The sequence below is a fragment of the Methylobacterium adhaesivum genome, from assembly GCF_022179065.1.
Taxonomy (GTDB): Bacteria; Pseudomonadota; Alphaproteobacteria; order Rhizobiales; family Beijerinckiaceae; genus Methylobacterium; species Methylobacterium adhaesivum.
Window position 1 is genome coordinate 447552 of sequence record NZ_BPQD01000003.1, and the last position, 14524, is coordinate 462075.

At 68.4% G+C, this 14524-nt stretch carries 14 protein-coding genes; 4 read left to right on the forward strand and 10 right to left on the reverse strand.

What is annotated here, in order from left to right:
- The first annotated feature begins 6 nt into the window (after window positions 1-6).
- Window positions 7-837: an OmpA/MotB family protein gene (locus MFF01_RS05875; RefSeq protein WP_238222889.1), complete on the forward strand. Its 831-nt coding sequence runs from the start codon at window positions 7-9 to the stop codon at window positions 835-837.
- A 477-nt stretch (window positions 838-1314) separates the two neighbouring features.
- On the forward strand, window positions 1315-2985 hold the full coding sequence (locus MFF01_RS05880; RefSeq protein ID WP_238222890.1) for a methyl-accepting chemotaxis protein: 1671 nt from the start codon (window positions 1315-1317) through the stop codon (window positions 2983-2985).
- Between the two features lie 132 nt (window positions 2986-3117).
- Here MFF01_RS05880 and MFF01_RS05885 read toward each other — a convergent pair whose 3' ends face one another.
- From MFF01_RS05885 to flgB, 10 genes are all read right to left on the reverse strand, one after another.
- Window positions 3118-3525, reverse strand: coding sequence for a hypothetical protein (locus MFF01_RS05885; protein ID WP_238222892.1), 408 nt, complete (start codon window positions 3523-3525; stop codon window positions 3118-3120).
- Window positions 3525-3731, reverse strand: a complete 207-nt coding sequence (locus tag MFF01_RS05890) for a hypothetical protein (RefSeq protein WP_238222893.1) — start codon at window positions 3729-3731, stop codon at window positions 3525-3527. Before MFF01_RS05890 ends, MFF01_RS05885 begins: the two co-directional genes overlap by 1 nt.
- 428 nt (window positions 3732-4159) lie before the next feature.
- On the reverse strand, window positions 4160-5251 hold the full coding sequence (recA, locus tag MFF01_RS05895; RefSeq protein WP_238222894.1) for a recombinase RecA: 1092 nt from the start codon (window positions 5249-5251) through the stop codon (window positions 4160-4162).
- Window positions 5252-5391: 140 nt separating this feature from the next.
- The gene (gene cckA, locus MFF01_RS05900; protein WP_238222895.1) at window positions 5392-8046 is read right to left on the reverse strand and encodes a cell cycle histidine kinase CckA; all 2655 of its coding nucleotides are present in this window, start codon (window positions 8044-8046) and stop codon (window positions 5392-5394) included.
- A gap of 202 nt (window positions 8047-8248) precedes the next feature.
- The gene (gene flhB / locus MFF01_RS05905; RefSeq protein WP_238222899.1) at window positions 8249-9316 is read right to left on the reverse strand and encodes a flagellar biosynthesis protein FlhB; all 1068 of its coding nucleotides are present in this window, start codon (window positions 9314-9316) and stop codon (window positions 8249-8251) included.
- A 44-nt stretch (window positions 9317-9360) separates the two neighbouring features.
- Complete coding sequence (gene fliR / locus MFF01_RS05910; RefSeq protein WP_238222901.1) at window positions 9361-10125, reverse strand: flagellar biosynthetic protein FliR; 765 nt, start codon at window positions 10123-10125, stop codon at window positions 9361-9363.
- Between the two features lie 94 nt (window positions 10126-10219).
- Entirely contained in the window at window positions 10220-10486 is a 267-nt protein-coding gene (gene fliQ / locus MFF01_RS05915; RefSeq protein ID WP_238222902.1) for a flagellar biosynthesis protein FliQ, read from the reverse strand.
- Window positions 10487-10669: 183 nt separating this feature from the next.
- Window positions 10670-10990, reverse strand: coding sequence for a flagellar hook-basal body complex protein FliE (gene fliE, locus MFF01_RS05920; RefSeq protein WP_238222904.1), 321 nt, complete (start codon window positions 10988-10990; stop codon window positions 10670-10672).
- A 56-nt stretch (window positions 10991-11046) separates the two neighbouring features.
- Window positions 11047-11457 carry a flagellar basal body rod protein FlgC gene (gene flgC / locus MFF01_RS05925; protein ID WP_238222906.1) on the reverse strand — a complete coding sequence of 137 codons (411 nt, stop codon included), beginning with the start codon at window positions 11455-11457 and terminating at the stop codon, window positions 11047-11049.
- A gap of 30 nt (window positions 11458-11487) precedes the next feature.
- Complete coding sequence (gene flgB / locus MFF01_RS05930; protein ID WP_238222907.1) at window positions 11488-11931, reverse strand: flagellar basal body rod protein FlgB; 444 nt, start codon at window positions 11929-11931, stop codon at window positions 11488-11490.
- Between the two features lie 323 nt (window positions 11932-12254).
- Here flgB and MFF01_RS05935 point away from each other — a divergent pair, with 323 nt between their 5' ends.
- Together MFF01_RS05935 and fliP are read left to right on the forward strand one after the other, a co-directional pair.
- The gene (locus MFF01_RS05935) at window positions 12255-13622 is read left to right on the forward strand and encodes a flagellar biosynthetic protein FliO (protein WP_238222909.1); all 1368 of its coding nucleotides are present in this window, start codon (window positions 12255-12257) and stop codon (window positions 13620-13622) included.
- Window positions 13623-13747: 125 nt separating this feature from the next.
- Entirely contained in the window at window positions 13748-14491 is a 744-nt protein-coding gene (fliP, locus tag MFF01_RS05940; protein WP_238222916.1) for a flagellar type III secretion system pore protein FliP, read from the forward strand.
- Window positions 14492-14524 lie beyond the last annotated feature (33 nt).

The window sequence follows — 14524 nt, forward strand, 5'->3', positions numbered from 1 at the left end:
CACGCCATGGCCAGGAAAAAGCGCGCCGCCCATGGGGGGCACGGCTGGTTCGTGACCTTCGCCGATCTCATGGCGCTGCTCATGAGTTTCTTCGTGATGATCGCCGCCTACTCGACTCAGGACCAGAAGAAGCTCCAGGCGGTCGCCGGCTCCATGCGCGAGGCCTTCGGTGTCAACAAGGATTCGCGCCTCGCGGGCCTCATCGAGAAGGAGGGCCTGCCGGCGGCCGACGCCGTCTTGAACAAGCGCGACATCCCGCCGGAGAAGGCCACCGACCGTCCCAAGACCGTGATGAAGGAAGTCACACCCGATGCCGGCCTGCCGGATTCCGGTGATCCGGCCGCGTTCGGTCTCGCCGCCGCCAGCCTGCGTCAGGCCCTGCAGGACATGCCGGACATCGCCGAGATCTCGAAGAACGTCATGATCATCCCCACCGCCAAGGGGCTCGACATCGCCATCGTCGACCAGGATGGCGCGGCCATGTTCCCGGACGGATCGAGCCGGCCCAACGACAAGACCCGCCGCCTGCTCGAGCGTCTCGCGCCGACCCTGGTGAAGATGCCCAATCGCATCGCCATCTCGGGCTTCACCGCCACGGACCGCCCCGGCACCCGCGCCGCCGCGCCGCCTTGGGAGCTGTCGGCCAACCGCGCCATCTCCGTGCGCGAGATCCTCGCCTCGAATGGCGTGCCCGACGATCGCTTCGCCTCCGTCACGGGCAAGGCCGACACCGAACCGCTGTTTCCCGACAACCCGTTCCAGGCCGCCAACCGCCGGGTGACGGTGACGCTCCTCTCCGAGGCCCCAGCCCTGCCGAAGTCGATGAAGTTCCCCTGACGGGGGCGGGGCAAAAGAACCGATCGGATTCAGGGCGGGGGTCTCCCCCGCCCTTTTTCGTGCGCGAATGCCCGTCCGGCGTGTCACCGGCGCGGCGACATCATCCTTCCTTGCGCGGCGGCGCCCGGAGTTCACGCGCGATGCCCCTGAGATCCGTCTGGGATGCGGTTGCCGCTCTGTCGCGTGTAGTCGTTCCGAACAACGCACCGGCGGCGGTTCTCCGAAGCCTGGTTTTCGCATCGTCTTGCCCGAGGGTCGGAGGTTGCCTTTCATGGCGATGCTCCGAAACACTGCGACTGTCGCCGAGCCCGCGTCGAAACGACACCGCGCGACCGATCTTTCTCATGTGCGTGCCGAAGATGGTGGTCGGGCGTCTCGTGTGAGACTTCATTTACACATTGCACTGACTTTGAGACCGCTGCGGGAACCAATGGCGAGTGTTCGAATCCGGCAGCGTTTCTAGAGACTGGACGTCCCATGCGCGCATCCCTGAAAACCGTTCTCATCGTGATTCTCGGATTGCTGGTCACTGGCATTGGCGCGCAGGGCGTGTTGGCCATTCGACAGCTCGGGACCATCGCCGAAGCGACGCAGAGCATCGGCGACAACTGGCTTCCGAGCGTGCGCGCCATCGAAGACGTGAAGTACGCTCTCACACGCCTGCGCCTCGTGGATGCCCGGTTCGCAATCGGGAAGGAGCCCATCGCCGAACTCATGCGGGTCGGCGCGGATCGCAGCGAGAGCGTCGCCGCCACCCTGCGGGTCTACCAGCCCCTCGTGAGTTCGCCCAAGGAAGAGGCGCTCTACCGACAGTTCATGCGCGGGTACGACGCCTACAACCAGCTCCGAACCGAATTTTCCGCTGCCGCGATGACCGGCAATGCCGCCGGGATGTTCGCTGCGTTCGAGCGGTCGCGCTCCGTCTTCGGTGAGATGATCGATATCCTCGAGAAGGACGTCGAATTGAACTATGCCGGTGCGACGCAGGCTCAGGCCACGTCGCAAGCGGCGTATCGCCGGGCGATCTGGCTCGCGGTGTCCGTCTGCGTCGGCGGGATCCTGCTCGGCCTCGGCGGCATCGTCTACGTCCTGCGCGGCGTGACCGGGCCCATCACCCGCATCACCCGGACCATGCAGGCCATTTCGGGTGGCGATCTCATGACGCCGATCCCCCATGCCGACAGCCACAACGAGATCGGCTCCATGGCCGCCTCCCTCGCAACCTTCCGCGACGGCCTCGTCGAGGCCGAGGGGCTCCGGGCGGAGCAGAAGGCGGGCGAGGCCGCCGTCGAGACGCGGCGCAGGGCGGCGATGCGGGAGATGGCCGACGCCTTCGAGGGCGCGGTCGGCGGCATCGTCGGGATGGTGGGCTCCTCCGCCACCGAGCTTCAGGCCACGGCTCAGACCATGACGGCGACGGCGGCCCAGACCGCCTCGCAATCCGCCAGCGTCGCCTCCACCGCCGAAGAGGCCGCCATGAACGTCAACACAGTGGCCGCCGCCGCCGAGCAGCTCAGCGCCTCCGTCCTCGAGATCGGCCGTCAGGTCGTGGGCTCCGCCACCCTCGCTCAGGGTGCCGTGGTGCAGGCCGACCAGACCGCCGCTCTCGTCGAGACCCTGTCCCAGGCGGCCGCCCGCGTCGGCGACGTCGTCGGCCTCATCGCCACCATCGCGGGCCAGACCAACCTTCTTGCGCTCAACGCCACCATCGAGGCGGCGCGGGCCGGCGAGGCCGGTCGAGGCTTCGCCGTCGTCGCGGCCGAAGTGAAGGAACTCGCCAATCAGACCGCGAAGGCGACACAGGACATCTCGGGCCAGGTCGCCCAGATCCAGACGGCGACAGGCCAGGCCGTGTCGGCCATCGCCGACATCACCAGCCGCATCCGCGAGATCGACGGTGTCGCCACCTCCATCGCGGCGGCGGTGGAGCAGCAAGGGGCGGCGACCCAGGAGATCGTCCGCAACGTCTCCGAGGCGGCAGCGGGTACGGGTGCGGTAACGAGCAACATCGCGGGCGTCGCCGAGGCAGCCGGCGAAACCGGTGCCGCGGCGAGCCAGGTGCTCGGCGCCGCCTCCGAGCTGTCACGCCAATCCGAGCATCTGCGCACGGAGGTCGGCCGCTTTCTCACGACCGTGCGCGCTGCCTGACCGGATCGCCGCGCCGCGACGGGCAGTTCTCTCGGGAATCAAGGGCGGGGACCGGTGACATCGCCGGGCTCCGCCCGCCCCGAAGGAACAATCCCTTCGGGAATCCGCATCCGGGAACGCCTCAGCGCAGCGTCAGTCCAGGCAACGGGCGAAGAAGATCTGCCGAATCCGTTCCAGGGCCGCGAAGCCCTCGGCGCGGGGGTTGAGCAGTTCCGGCCCATCCGGGACACGACCGAAGAATCGGGTCGCCGGATCGACGACGAAGCCACGCTCGCCGAGATAGAGGCCGTCGCGGTTCTTCACGTTGACGGCTCCGCAGATCCACCCGCCGTCCACTGCGCGCAGGGACGTCACCTTGGGATCGAGGGCCTTGAAGCGCTCGGCCACGAGGTCGAGCACCAGGCGGGCATCCGCTTTCCCGATCTGCGCATCGGATCCGTCCTCGACGACCTGCGCCTGCGCCCCGACGGAGACGAGCAGAAGCAGGGCTGTGCAGGCGCCGGACCAGAGCGCGCTGCGCCCAGGCGCACGACGGGGCATCAGGCGCGCGATGGGCCGCCGGTCCCGCTCCGGGCGGAGGACGGGGCTTCGGCGATGAGGATGTCGAGGGACCGGCGCACGATTTCCACGGCGTCGACACCCTTCGCCTCGGCTTCCGCCTGGACCTGCGCCCGTTCCGCCGGCGCGAGGCCGTCGAGCAGAACCTGCGCGACCGCCACGGAGGCATCCTTGTGGTGTTCACTCATCTGGCACGGACCAATGGATCAATTGCGCAACTGTCGGGGCAGTCTTAAGATAAATAAATCATAAGACTAGTTCGCGGGCGCAAGGTATTGCGGGACGTTCGACCGCCAGGAACCACGTCGACGATCGCATCGTCAAGGGACCGTGTTCCGGGATGGATCGGTTCATCGGGGTGAGGACCGTATCGCCAGCGATCCGCGCGGTCGCGTTCCCGCCGTCATCGCCCGGCCGTCGATGCGCGAGGATCGGAGCGCATCGTCTTCGCCTGGCGAGAACCAACGAAAAGAGCCGCCGGGCGCGATGCCCGGCGGCTCTTTCAATGTTTCGGACGCCGCGCGGGCGGTCCGGTCTCATCCCAATGCCTCGTCGCGTCCTCGGCGATGGCGGCGCCCGGGGGGCACGGCCATCGCCTGGATCGACGGAGGCGGTCTCAGGCCTCGCCCTCGTCGAGGTCCTCTTCCGTCGGCTTGGCCGTGTCGAGGATCTTGTCGGCGAGGATGCCGGAATTCTGGCGGATCGCCGCCTCGATCTTGGCGGCGATGTCGGGATTGTCGCGCAGGAACCCCTTCGAGTTCTCGCGGCCCTGGCCGAGGCGCTGGCTGTTGTACGAGAACCAGGCGCCCGACTTCTCGACGATGCCGGCCTTCACCCCGAGGTCGATGAGCTCGCCGACCTTCGACACGCCCTCGCCGAACATGATGTCGAACTCGACCTGCTTGAACGGCGGCGCGACCTTGTTCTTCACCACCTTGACGCGGACCTGGTTGCCGATGGCCTCGTCCCGATCCTTGAGGGTCGAGACGCGGCGGATGTCGAGGCGCACGGAGGCGTAGAACTTCAGGGCGTTGCCGCCCGTGGTGGTCTCCGGGCTGCCGTACATGACGCCGATCTTCATCCGGATCTGGTTGATGAAGATCACCATGCACTTCGAGCGAGAGATCGAGCCCGTGAGCTTGCGCAGGGCTTGGCTCATGAGCCGGGCCTGGAGGCCGGGCTGGCTGTCGCCCATCTCGCCCTCGATCTCGGCGCGCGGCGTGAGCGCCGCCACGGAGTCGACCACCAGGACGTCGATGGCGCCCGAGCGCACGAGGGTGTCGGTGATCTCGAGCGCCTGCTCGCCGGTATCGGGCTGCGAGATGAGGAGATCGTCGAGCTGCACCCCGAGCTTGCGGGCGTAGATCGGGTCGAGGGCGTGCTCGGCGTCGACGAAGGCGCAGACGCCGCCCTTCTTCTGGGCCTCGGCGATGGTGTGGAGGGCGAGCGTGGTCTTGCCCGACGATTCCGGGCCATAGACCTCGATGACGCGGCCGCGCGGCAGGCCGCCGACGCCGAGCGCAATGTCGAGGCCGAGCGACCCCGTGGAGACCACCTCCACCTCCGCCACCTGGGCATTCTTGCCCAGGCGCATGATCGAGCCCTTTCCGAAGGCCCGTTCGATCTGCGACAGCGCGGCGTCGATCGCCTTCGCCTTGTCCTTGTCCACCATCGGGGCTTCCACAACTTTCAGCGCGGGCTGGGCCATTCGTCGGCATCCTTATGCATGGGGTGGGAGCAAGGCTCAATGCGCCCCGGATGACGCTGTATGTACCTGTTTTGTTCTCATTGTGCAAGGCCGGCGTCCACGGATCGTCCGTGAACGCCGGGGAGAACGGCGTCGAAACGTCAGCGCGCGATGGTCTCCTTCACCGTCTCGACGAGCTGCTTCAGACTGAAGGGTTTCGGCAGGAAGTTGAAATCCTCGCCGTCGGGGAGGTTCTTGCGGAACGCGTCCTCGGCGTAGCCCGAAACGAAGATCACCTTGAGGTCGGGGTGGTGCTTGCGCAGCTCCCGCAGCAGGGTCGGCCCGTCCATCTCGGGCATCACCACGTCGGAGACCACGAGGTCGATGGGCTGGTCCGTGTCCTCGATGATCTTCAGGGCGTCGAGGCCCGAGGCCGCCTCCAGCACGGTGTAGCCCCGGGCCGAGAGGGCGCGGCTGTTGACGGCGCGGACGGGATCCTCGTCCTCGACCAGCAGGATGACCCCCTGACCGGTATGGTCCGGGGCGGGTTTTCGCGGGGACGGGGCGGCCAGTTCCGGAGTGCCCTTGAGGCGATGGGCGGCGATCTCGCCGGTGTTGCTGCCGGTGGCGGGCGGCAGCACGGGCTCGGGCTCGGCCGCCGGGACATGGCGGGGGAAGTAGATCCGGAAGGTAGTGCCCTCCCCCACCGTCGAGCGCACGTCGATGGTGCCGCCGCTCTGCTTCACGATGCCGAACACCGTCGAGAGGCCGAGGCCGGTGCCCTTGCCGATCTCCTTCGTGGTGAAGAACGGCTCGAAGATCTTCTCCATGACGTCGGGCGGGATGCCCTGGCCGGTGTCGATGACCTCGATGAGGACGTGGTCGCCGTCCGGCATGCCGAGGCGGGCCTCCGCCGGTGCGGAGTCGTGCAGGACGTTGGCCGTGCGGATGAGGAGGCGCCCGCCTTCCGGCATGGCGTCGCGGGCGTTGACCGCGAGGTTCACGATCACCTGCTCGAACTGGTTCACGTCGGCCTTGATCGGCCAGATTTCGCGGCCGTGCTTGAGGTCGAGGTCGACCCGTTCGCCGAGCAGGCGCTTGAGCAGGAGGGTGAGGTCGGAGAGCGCCTCGCCGACGCTCATCACCTCGGGCCGCAGGGTCTGGCGGCGGGAGAAGGCCAGCAGCTGACGCACCAGGCTGGCCGCCCGGTTGGCGTTCTGCTTGATCTGCATGATGTCCTGGAACGCCGGGTCCGTCGGCCGGTGGCTCGCCAGCAGCAGGTCCGAGTAGCCGATGATCGCCTGCAGCACGTTGTTGAAGTCGTGGGCGATGCCGCCGGCGAGCTGGCCGACCGTGTCCATCTTCTGGGCCTGGGCCACCTGCTGTTCGAGCTGGCGCTGGGCGGTGGTGTCGAGGGCGTAGAGGATGACGCCCTCGCGGTCGCCCGGCTCGTCCCCGGCGCCGCCCGTCGGGCCGTTGCCCTCGACGCCGGCCGGGCTCAGCCAGACACGGGCCGAACGGTTGCCCGGTCCCGTCAGCATCACCTCGATGGGTTCGATCACCGCGAGCCCGCCGGAGGCCTTGGCCAGGGCCGCCTCGAGGGCGGGACGGTCGCGCTCGACCAGGGCGTCCCCGACCACGGGCTCGGCGTCGAGGCTCCCCTGCCCTTCCGGCATCGCCTGGCGGGCGGTGCCGCCGAACAGGCGGGCGAACGAGGCGTTGGCGCGGGCGATGTGGCCGCCGCGATCCACGGTGGCGATGGCGATGGGACTGTTGTTGAGGAAGCGGGCGAGGCGCACCTCCGCCGCGCGCTGGGGCTCGTCGGTCTCGGCGCCGGCTGAGCGGTTGAGCACGATGGTGCGCGAGGGGCCGGGCTTGCCGTCCTGCCCGAAAGCGACGCGGTGGTAGAGGCGGGTCGGCAGCGGGTGGCCGTTGCGCCGCCGCAGGTCGAGGTCGAACCGGTCGGTGCGGACTTCGCCCGGCAGGCCGCCGGAGGCCGTGAGCACGTCGGCCCCCGGCGCGATCTCGGGCAGGCGTAGGCCGCCCGAGCCCACGGTGGCGAGGTCGTAGCCGAGCCAGGCGGCCAGCGTCGCGTTCATGTAGACGACGGACCCGCCCGGATCGATGGAGAGGAAGCCGGCGGGCGCGTGGTCGAGGTAGTCGATGGCGTGCTGGAGTTCCTGGAAGACGTTTTCCTGGCGCTCGCGCTCGTGGGTGATGTCGGAGACGCTCCACAGGGCAGCCGCCCGGCGCGGCCGGTCGATGGGGCGCACGGCGATGCGGTACCAGGCGAAGGCCCGGTCGCCGGCCCCGTCGGGGGGCGGCGCCATGCGGATCTCCTCGCCGTGGCTCAGGCCCTCGCGGGCGGCCTGGGCGAGGCGGTAGACCGCCTCCGACACCTCCGGGGAGCCGACGAACACCCGCTCCACGGCGCGCAGGTTCGCGAAGGTCTCGCCACCGACGATGCGCAGGTACGCCTCGTTGGCGTAGATGAGCCGCCCGCCCTCCTCGACCACGATGGTGCCTTCCGGTGCGGCGTCCACGATGGCCTTGGTGATGTCGTCGCGCCCGGTCTGGCCCGCGAGCTGGATCGCCCCGATGGCCAGGGCGAACAGGCAGAAGACCCCCGCCATGGCGAGCAGCGCCAGGAGGCCGAGGATGAGGGGCTGGGCCTGCTCGTTGGCGACGAAGGACAAGCCGACGGCCGCACCCACGAGCAGCCCCGCCAGGACGAGGAGCAGGCCGACGCGGCCGGGCCGCTCGGACCGGTCGATCGCGTTCGGCGCGGCCTTGTTTGGTCCGCTGAACTCAGCCATCCGGGGTCGATCCACCTATCCTCGGCGCCGGGAGAAACGCCCGGCCCGCGCGTGCGGCAAGGGTTATCCCGCCACGGCTGCGGGCACGATACAGGCCAAAAGGTGCACAAACCGTGGCGCCGGCGCCACGCCTCCGCTCCCGGCGTCACCGGGTCGCGTGCCCGCCGCCGGGGTCACGCCGTCCGGCGATGCCGGCACGGGGTCACGCCGCACGGCGGCGTAGGCGCAGGACGAAGCCGATCACCTCGGCCACGGCGCGGTAATGCTCCGTCGGGATCTCGTCGTCGATGCTCACGGTGGCGTGGAGGGCGCGGGCGAGCGGCGGGTTCTCCAGCACCGGTACGTTGTGTTCCTTGGCGAGCGCCCGGATGCGCAGGGCCAGGGAGTCGACGCCCTTGGCGACGCAGACCGGCGCCTGCATGCCGGGCTCGTAGCGCAGGGCCACGGCGTAGTGGGTCGGGTTCGTGATCACCACGGTGGCTTTCGGCACCGCGGCCATCATGCGCTTCTTCACCCGGGCGGCCCGGATCTGCTTCATGCGGCCCTTCACCTCGGGGCTGCCCTCGCTCTCCTTGTGCTCCTGCTTCATCTCCTCCTTGGACATGCGCAGCTTCTGGCGCCAGCGATAGCGCTGATACACGGCGTCGCCGAGCGCGATGGCGACGAACACCGCCAGCATGCCGGCCATGAGTTTGAGGGACAGGGACAGGACCCCCTCGAGGGTCGAGGCGGGATCGAGACGGGCGAACACGTCGAGGCGGTCGCGCTCGTTCCACAGGATTGTGCCGCCGACCACGCCGACCATCATGAGCTTGGCCAGCCCCTTCACGAACTGGAACAGGGCCTCGACGCCGAAGATGCGCTTGGCGCCGGCCTTCGGCGACACCCGGTCCCATTTGAAGCCCAGGGTCTCGGTGGAGAAGACGAGGGGGTGCTGGAGGAAGCCGGCCGCCAGGCCGGCCACCACCACGAGACCGATGGGGACGGCGAGGGCCTGGGCGTAGATCACGAACATCCGCAGGCCCAGCGCCCCGTAGACGTGCGGGTCCGACGGCACCTGATAGGCGTTCATGAGGTAGCCGCGCAGTCCCGCCACGAGGTCGCGCGCGATGGTCCCGGACGCCATCGCCATGGCGAGGGTGAAGGCCCCCAGGATAAAGAAGGTGTTGATTTCGACGCTGTTGGGGACGTTGCCCTGCTCGATGGCCTTCTCGATGCGCCGCGCGGTCGGGTCTTCGGTCTTGTCTTCCTGTTCTGCGCCCTCGGACATGGTTCAGGACCTTTCGCGCGCGGTCGCTGCGGGCACGACCCGCCTCATCGCCCGGCCAGATCGGCGAGATAGCGGCCGATGTCGTCCAGGAAGACGCCCATCATCACGCCGAGGCTGCCCAGCAGAACGATCATGCCGATGAGCACGGAGGCCGGAACGGCGACGAAGAACACCTGCATCTGCGGCATCAGGCGTGCCAGTACCCCGAGCCCGACGTTGAACAGGATGCCGAAGGCGATGAACGGGGCGGCGATCTGCAGCCCGAGGGAGAAGCCCCGCGCGACGGCCTTGAGCGCGAGGCGCGCGGCCTCTCCCATGCCCAACACACCGTCGGGCGGCAGCAGCGCGTAGCTGCGACCGATGGCCAGGATGGAGACGTGGTGCAGGTCCGTCGCCAGGATCAGGGTGATGCCCATGAGCGACAGGAAATTGCCCAGAGCCGCCTGCTGGCCGCCCTGCATCGGATCCACCGTCATCGCGTAGGAAAGGCCGAGCTGCTGCGAGATCACCATGCCGGCCGTCTGCAGAGCGGCCAGGACCATCCGGACGCTCAAGCCCAGCATGAGGCCGACGAGAATCTCTCCGAAGAGCAGCCCGATGAGCGCCGGTCCGGCGATGGCCCCGCCCTGCATCGGCAGCAGCGGTTTCACGGTGGGAAACAGCACCAGGGTGAGAAGGACCGCGAAGGCGAGCCGCAGGCGCGGCGACACGAGCTGGTCGCCGACCCCCGGCATGAGCATCACCAGGGTGCCGACCCGCGCGAAGGTGAGGAGGAAGGCCGCCGCGATGCTGGGCAGAAGCAGGTTCATGGCCCGTCATAGCAGGCTCCCGGGGGTTGGGGAGGGGGAGCGCGCGGAAGGGAGCGTGCCGACGCCCCGTCGGTGACGCCGGGCCGATCGGTCGTTACCCGCCGGAGACGATGCGGGCGGCGATACGGGTCATGTAGCTGCCGAGGGCATCGCCCATGAACGGCAGCATGAACAGCAGGGTGGCGAACACGGCCACGATCTTGGGCACGTAGATGAGGGTCTGTTCCTGGATCTGGGTCAGCGCCTGAAGTAGCGAGATCGCGAGACCTACCACGAGGGCGACGAGCATCACGGGGCCCGCGACCTTAAGGAACACGAAGATCCCGTCGCGGGCGACGTCGATGATGGCGAGGCCGGTCATGGGATCACTCTTCACGATAGTCGGGGCTTAGGGGAACCGGCATCCGTCCGGCTCAAGCTTGGCCGAGGGATGGCGGATCCGTCGCGGGGGCGCGAGGGCGGGGGCGGCCCGTGATGCGAGCAGGCCCCGTCTCGTCCCCCGTCGGCATCGTCCGGCCACGGGTTCGGTGGCCGAAAGGGAATGTTAAATCTGCATGCGCATGATCTCCTCGTAGGCGGAGATCACGCGGTCACGGACGGCGACGAGGGTCTGCAGGGCGGTCTCGCTCTCGGCCACGGCCGTGACCACGTCGACGACGTTGGCCTTGCCGCCGACCACGGCCATGGCCTGGCTGTCGGTGCGGCGCCCGGCCTCGCTGACGGAGTCGAGGGTGCTGGAGAGGAGCGAACCGAAGGTGCCGCCCTGTTGCGGGGTACCCAGAGGGGGGGTCTCGGCCAGGCCACCCTTGGTTCCGATGTTCTGGATCGCGGCATAGGTGCCGGCTGCAAAGGCGTTGGTAGCCATGGCGAAAGACCTTTTGTCAGAAAGAGGTTGGGGCGGGGTTCCGGCCCGAGGGAAATCTACGCCTTGAGAATGTCGAGGGTTCTGGACACCATCCGGCGCGTGGCGGTGACCATGTTCAGGTTGGCTTCGTAGGCGCGCTGGGCCTCGCGCATGTCCATGTTCTCGATGAGCCCATTGACGTTGGGGAGGCTCACGTCGCCCTGGGCGTTGGCGGCGGGATTGCCGGGGTCGTGCTTGGTGCGGAACGGCGTTGTGTCGCGGCGGACCTTGCCGGTCTCGACGAGGCTGGCACCGGTTTCGCGGTCGATCTGTGCGGTGAAGGTCGGGATCTTGCGGCGATAGGGTTCGCCGCCGGCCTTGGTCGGCGCCGAATCGGCGTTGGCGATATTCTCGGCGATGACCCGCATGCGGCTCGACTGAGCCTTGAGGCCCGATGCCGCTGTGGTGAGGGATTTCAGAAAGTCCATTTTGCTCTCAGTCGTTCGAGACTAGGCGGTTCAGCGCTTGCCGATGGCGATCTTTAGAGTTTCGAGACTCTTCTGGTAGAGCGAGGTCGCGAGCTGGTAGTCGGCTTGGTTGTCGCCGGATTTCATCATCTCTTCCTCGAGGTTCACGCCATTGCCGCTGGGGCGAACCTCGAATCCCTTGATCCGACGGGCGTCGGCTCCAGGCCCCTCCCCCGCCTGAGCGATGGTGATATGGGCCGGGCTCGTGACGGCGAGGCCGGCGCCGGACGCGCCCTCGGGCTGGGCCAGGGCGACGGTGCCGAAACCCGCGCCGCGGCTCTTCGCGCGGCCGAGCTCCGGGTTGGCAAGATCGCGGGGCTTGAAGCCCGGCAGATCGGCGTTGGCGACGTTCTCGGACAGCAGCTTCTGACGCGTCTGATGCCATTGCATCCGGGTGCGAAGAAGACCGAGAATCGGAAGGTCGGTGACGGACATGACTTGGCTGATGCCCCCGCGCCGGTCGGGAAGTGCCGGGCGATGGGTAAGATTTGCCGCCGACATGGTTAATGGCGAGTTAAGGCTTCTTCACAAAAGTTCAGATGCGTTGTCCCGCCTCGGGAAAGGTCAGCGCGCCGGGCAAATCCGTCACACGCGCCGAGGGCTTCGTCGAGGGCTTGGCCGGACGACGCTTGGCGTCGCTGCGTCAAGGAGCTGTTAACGAGATCTTAACAGTGTTGCCCGCGCCCGGCACGGGCGTGATAGTGCTGGGCCGAAGCGTTGCGTCGGGCCGGCGGCCCCCAGAAGCGAGAGACCGGACCTTGTTTTCGTCCTTCAGTTCAGACGGCTCCACGACGATCCAGTTCGCGATCATCTTCCTCGTCATTTTCGCGGTTCTGGCGATCACGGTGTTCGTCATCCGTCGCTTACCCGGGCGGGGCCAGCCCCTCTCCGCGAAGGGCGGCGGACGCGGACGGCAGCCGCGCTTGGGCATCGTCGACATCTACGAACTCGACCGGCAACGCCAGCTCATCCTGCTGCGGCGGGACAATGTCGAGCACCTGCTCCTCGTGGGCGGCCCCAACGACGTCGTCGTCGAACGCAACATCACGCGCGGGGCCGGCGCTCGTCTGGGCGAGGACGAGGCGGTTCGACCCGAGGCGGAGCCCGCCGTCCTCGATGCGGCCCGGTTCCAGCCGGCCTTCGAGGCCGCCTTGGCGATGCCGGTGGCGGTTCCCCCGCCCCTGCCCGATGCCGCGCCGCGGCCGGACACCGTCGGGCGGCCCCTCGACTTGCCCGCCCCCGATCTGTTCGTTCCGGACGAGACCGGGCCGACGACGGTGCGTCCGCCCGATCCGCGGCCGGCCTTCGAGACACCGGCTGAACCGCCGGCGCCGCCCGTCGCGGTCCCGGCCTCGCGCCCGGCCCGCCGCATGCCGCCCTCCCTCACCAATCTCGTGCCCGGCGCGGCCAGTCTCATGCCCGGTCTGGCCAAGCGCGGCCGATCGGACGACGCGGCCCCGGCGCCCGCCGACGCCGAAGGGCCGCCTCAGGGGGCGTCCAGCCCCGTCGATCCCGACATCCTCTCGGATATGGCCCGTCAGCTCGAGCAGGCCGTGCGCCGTCCGCAAGCTTCGGCGACCCCGGCTCGTCCTGTGCTACCCGAATCCGCCACCGAAAAGACGGACCAACCTGCGGCGGCGCACGTCGTCCCCGAGAGGCCCGGGACTTCCGTCGATCCGGTGGTCACCGCGCCCGTGGCGGCCCACGCCCCCCCCGTCGCGGCGGACGCCATCGACCCCATGGCTGCCGCCATGGCGGCAACGGCCGAAGCACCGGAGCGGGACGACGCGTTGTTCGACCCCGCCCCAGAGCCGGAGCGTCCCACGCCCGTCATGGACCGTCCCAACCCGGCCATGGGCCGTCCCACCCCGTCCTCCGATGGGACGGCGCCGCTTCCCGTCGCGCCGGAATCGCCGACCGCTTCAAGCTCAGTTCCGACCGAACCCGAGCCGCCCGTGCCTGCGGCAGCCCCCGTCAAACCCGCGGCCGAACGTGCGCCCCCCCCGGCCGATATTGCAAAGCCCGCAGCGACCCCGGGGGTGGCGGCAGCCAACCCGTTCTCCGTCGAGGAGATCGAAGCCGAGTTCGCCCGGCTGCTCGGCCGGTCCCTCGACAAGAAGGGCTGAACGCGCCAGCGGATTCGGCCGTCGCCCGCGCTTCGGTCATGACACCGACAGGTTTGGGGTCGAGGACGGCACGGGCCAGATCGGTAGCCGCTTCGGCCATCCTGCTATGCTATTGCGGATAAACGATGATTCGATTCAAAGCCCGTGCCGTCGCCCGCGTCGCGGCGACCTTCGGCCTGACGCTGGTTGCGGGCGAAGCCATGGCACAGAACCTATCCCTCGATCTCGGTACGGGCGGCACGACCGAGCGCGCGCTGCAACTCGTTGCCCTCATTACGGTTCTGGCGCTGGCGCCGTCGGTCCTCGTGATGGCGACCTCGTTTACCCGCATCGTCGTGGTCTTCTCGATCCTGCGCTCGGCCCTCGGTACTCAGAGCGCACCGCCCAACACCGTGGTCACGAGCCTCGCCCTCTTCCTCACGGCTTTCGTGATGGCACCTGTCGGTCGGGAAGCCTATCGAACCGGAGTCGAGCCGCTGCTGGCTGGGCAGATCACTCAGAGCGTCGCGTTCGAACGGGCGTCGATTCCGTTTAAAGCATTCATGCTGAAGAATGTCCGAGAGAAGGATCTCAAGCTTTTCCTCGATATGGCAAAGGTTCCTGTCCCGTCAGGTCCCGAAGCCATCGGCCTTGAGATCGTAACGCCGGCTTTCATGATCTCGGAGCTTCGTAGAGCCTTCGAGATCGGCTTCCTGCTCTTCATCCCATTTCTAATCATCGACTTGGTGGTGGCCTCGATCCTCATGGCGGTTGGCATGATGATGGTGCCGCCCGCCACCGTCGCCCTCCCGTTCAAGCTCATCTTCTTCGTGCTGGTCGATGGCTGGACCTTGGTGGCCGGCTCCCTGGTGCAGAGTTACGGAACCTGACGGGAGCGCGGACGAGTCATCAATGACTCGTCC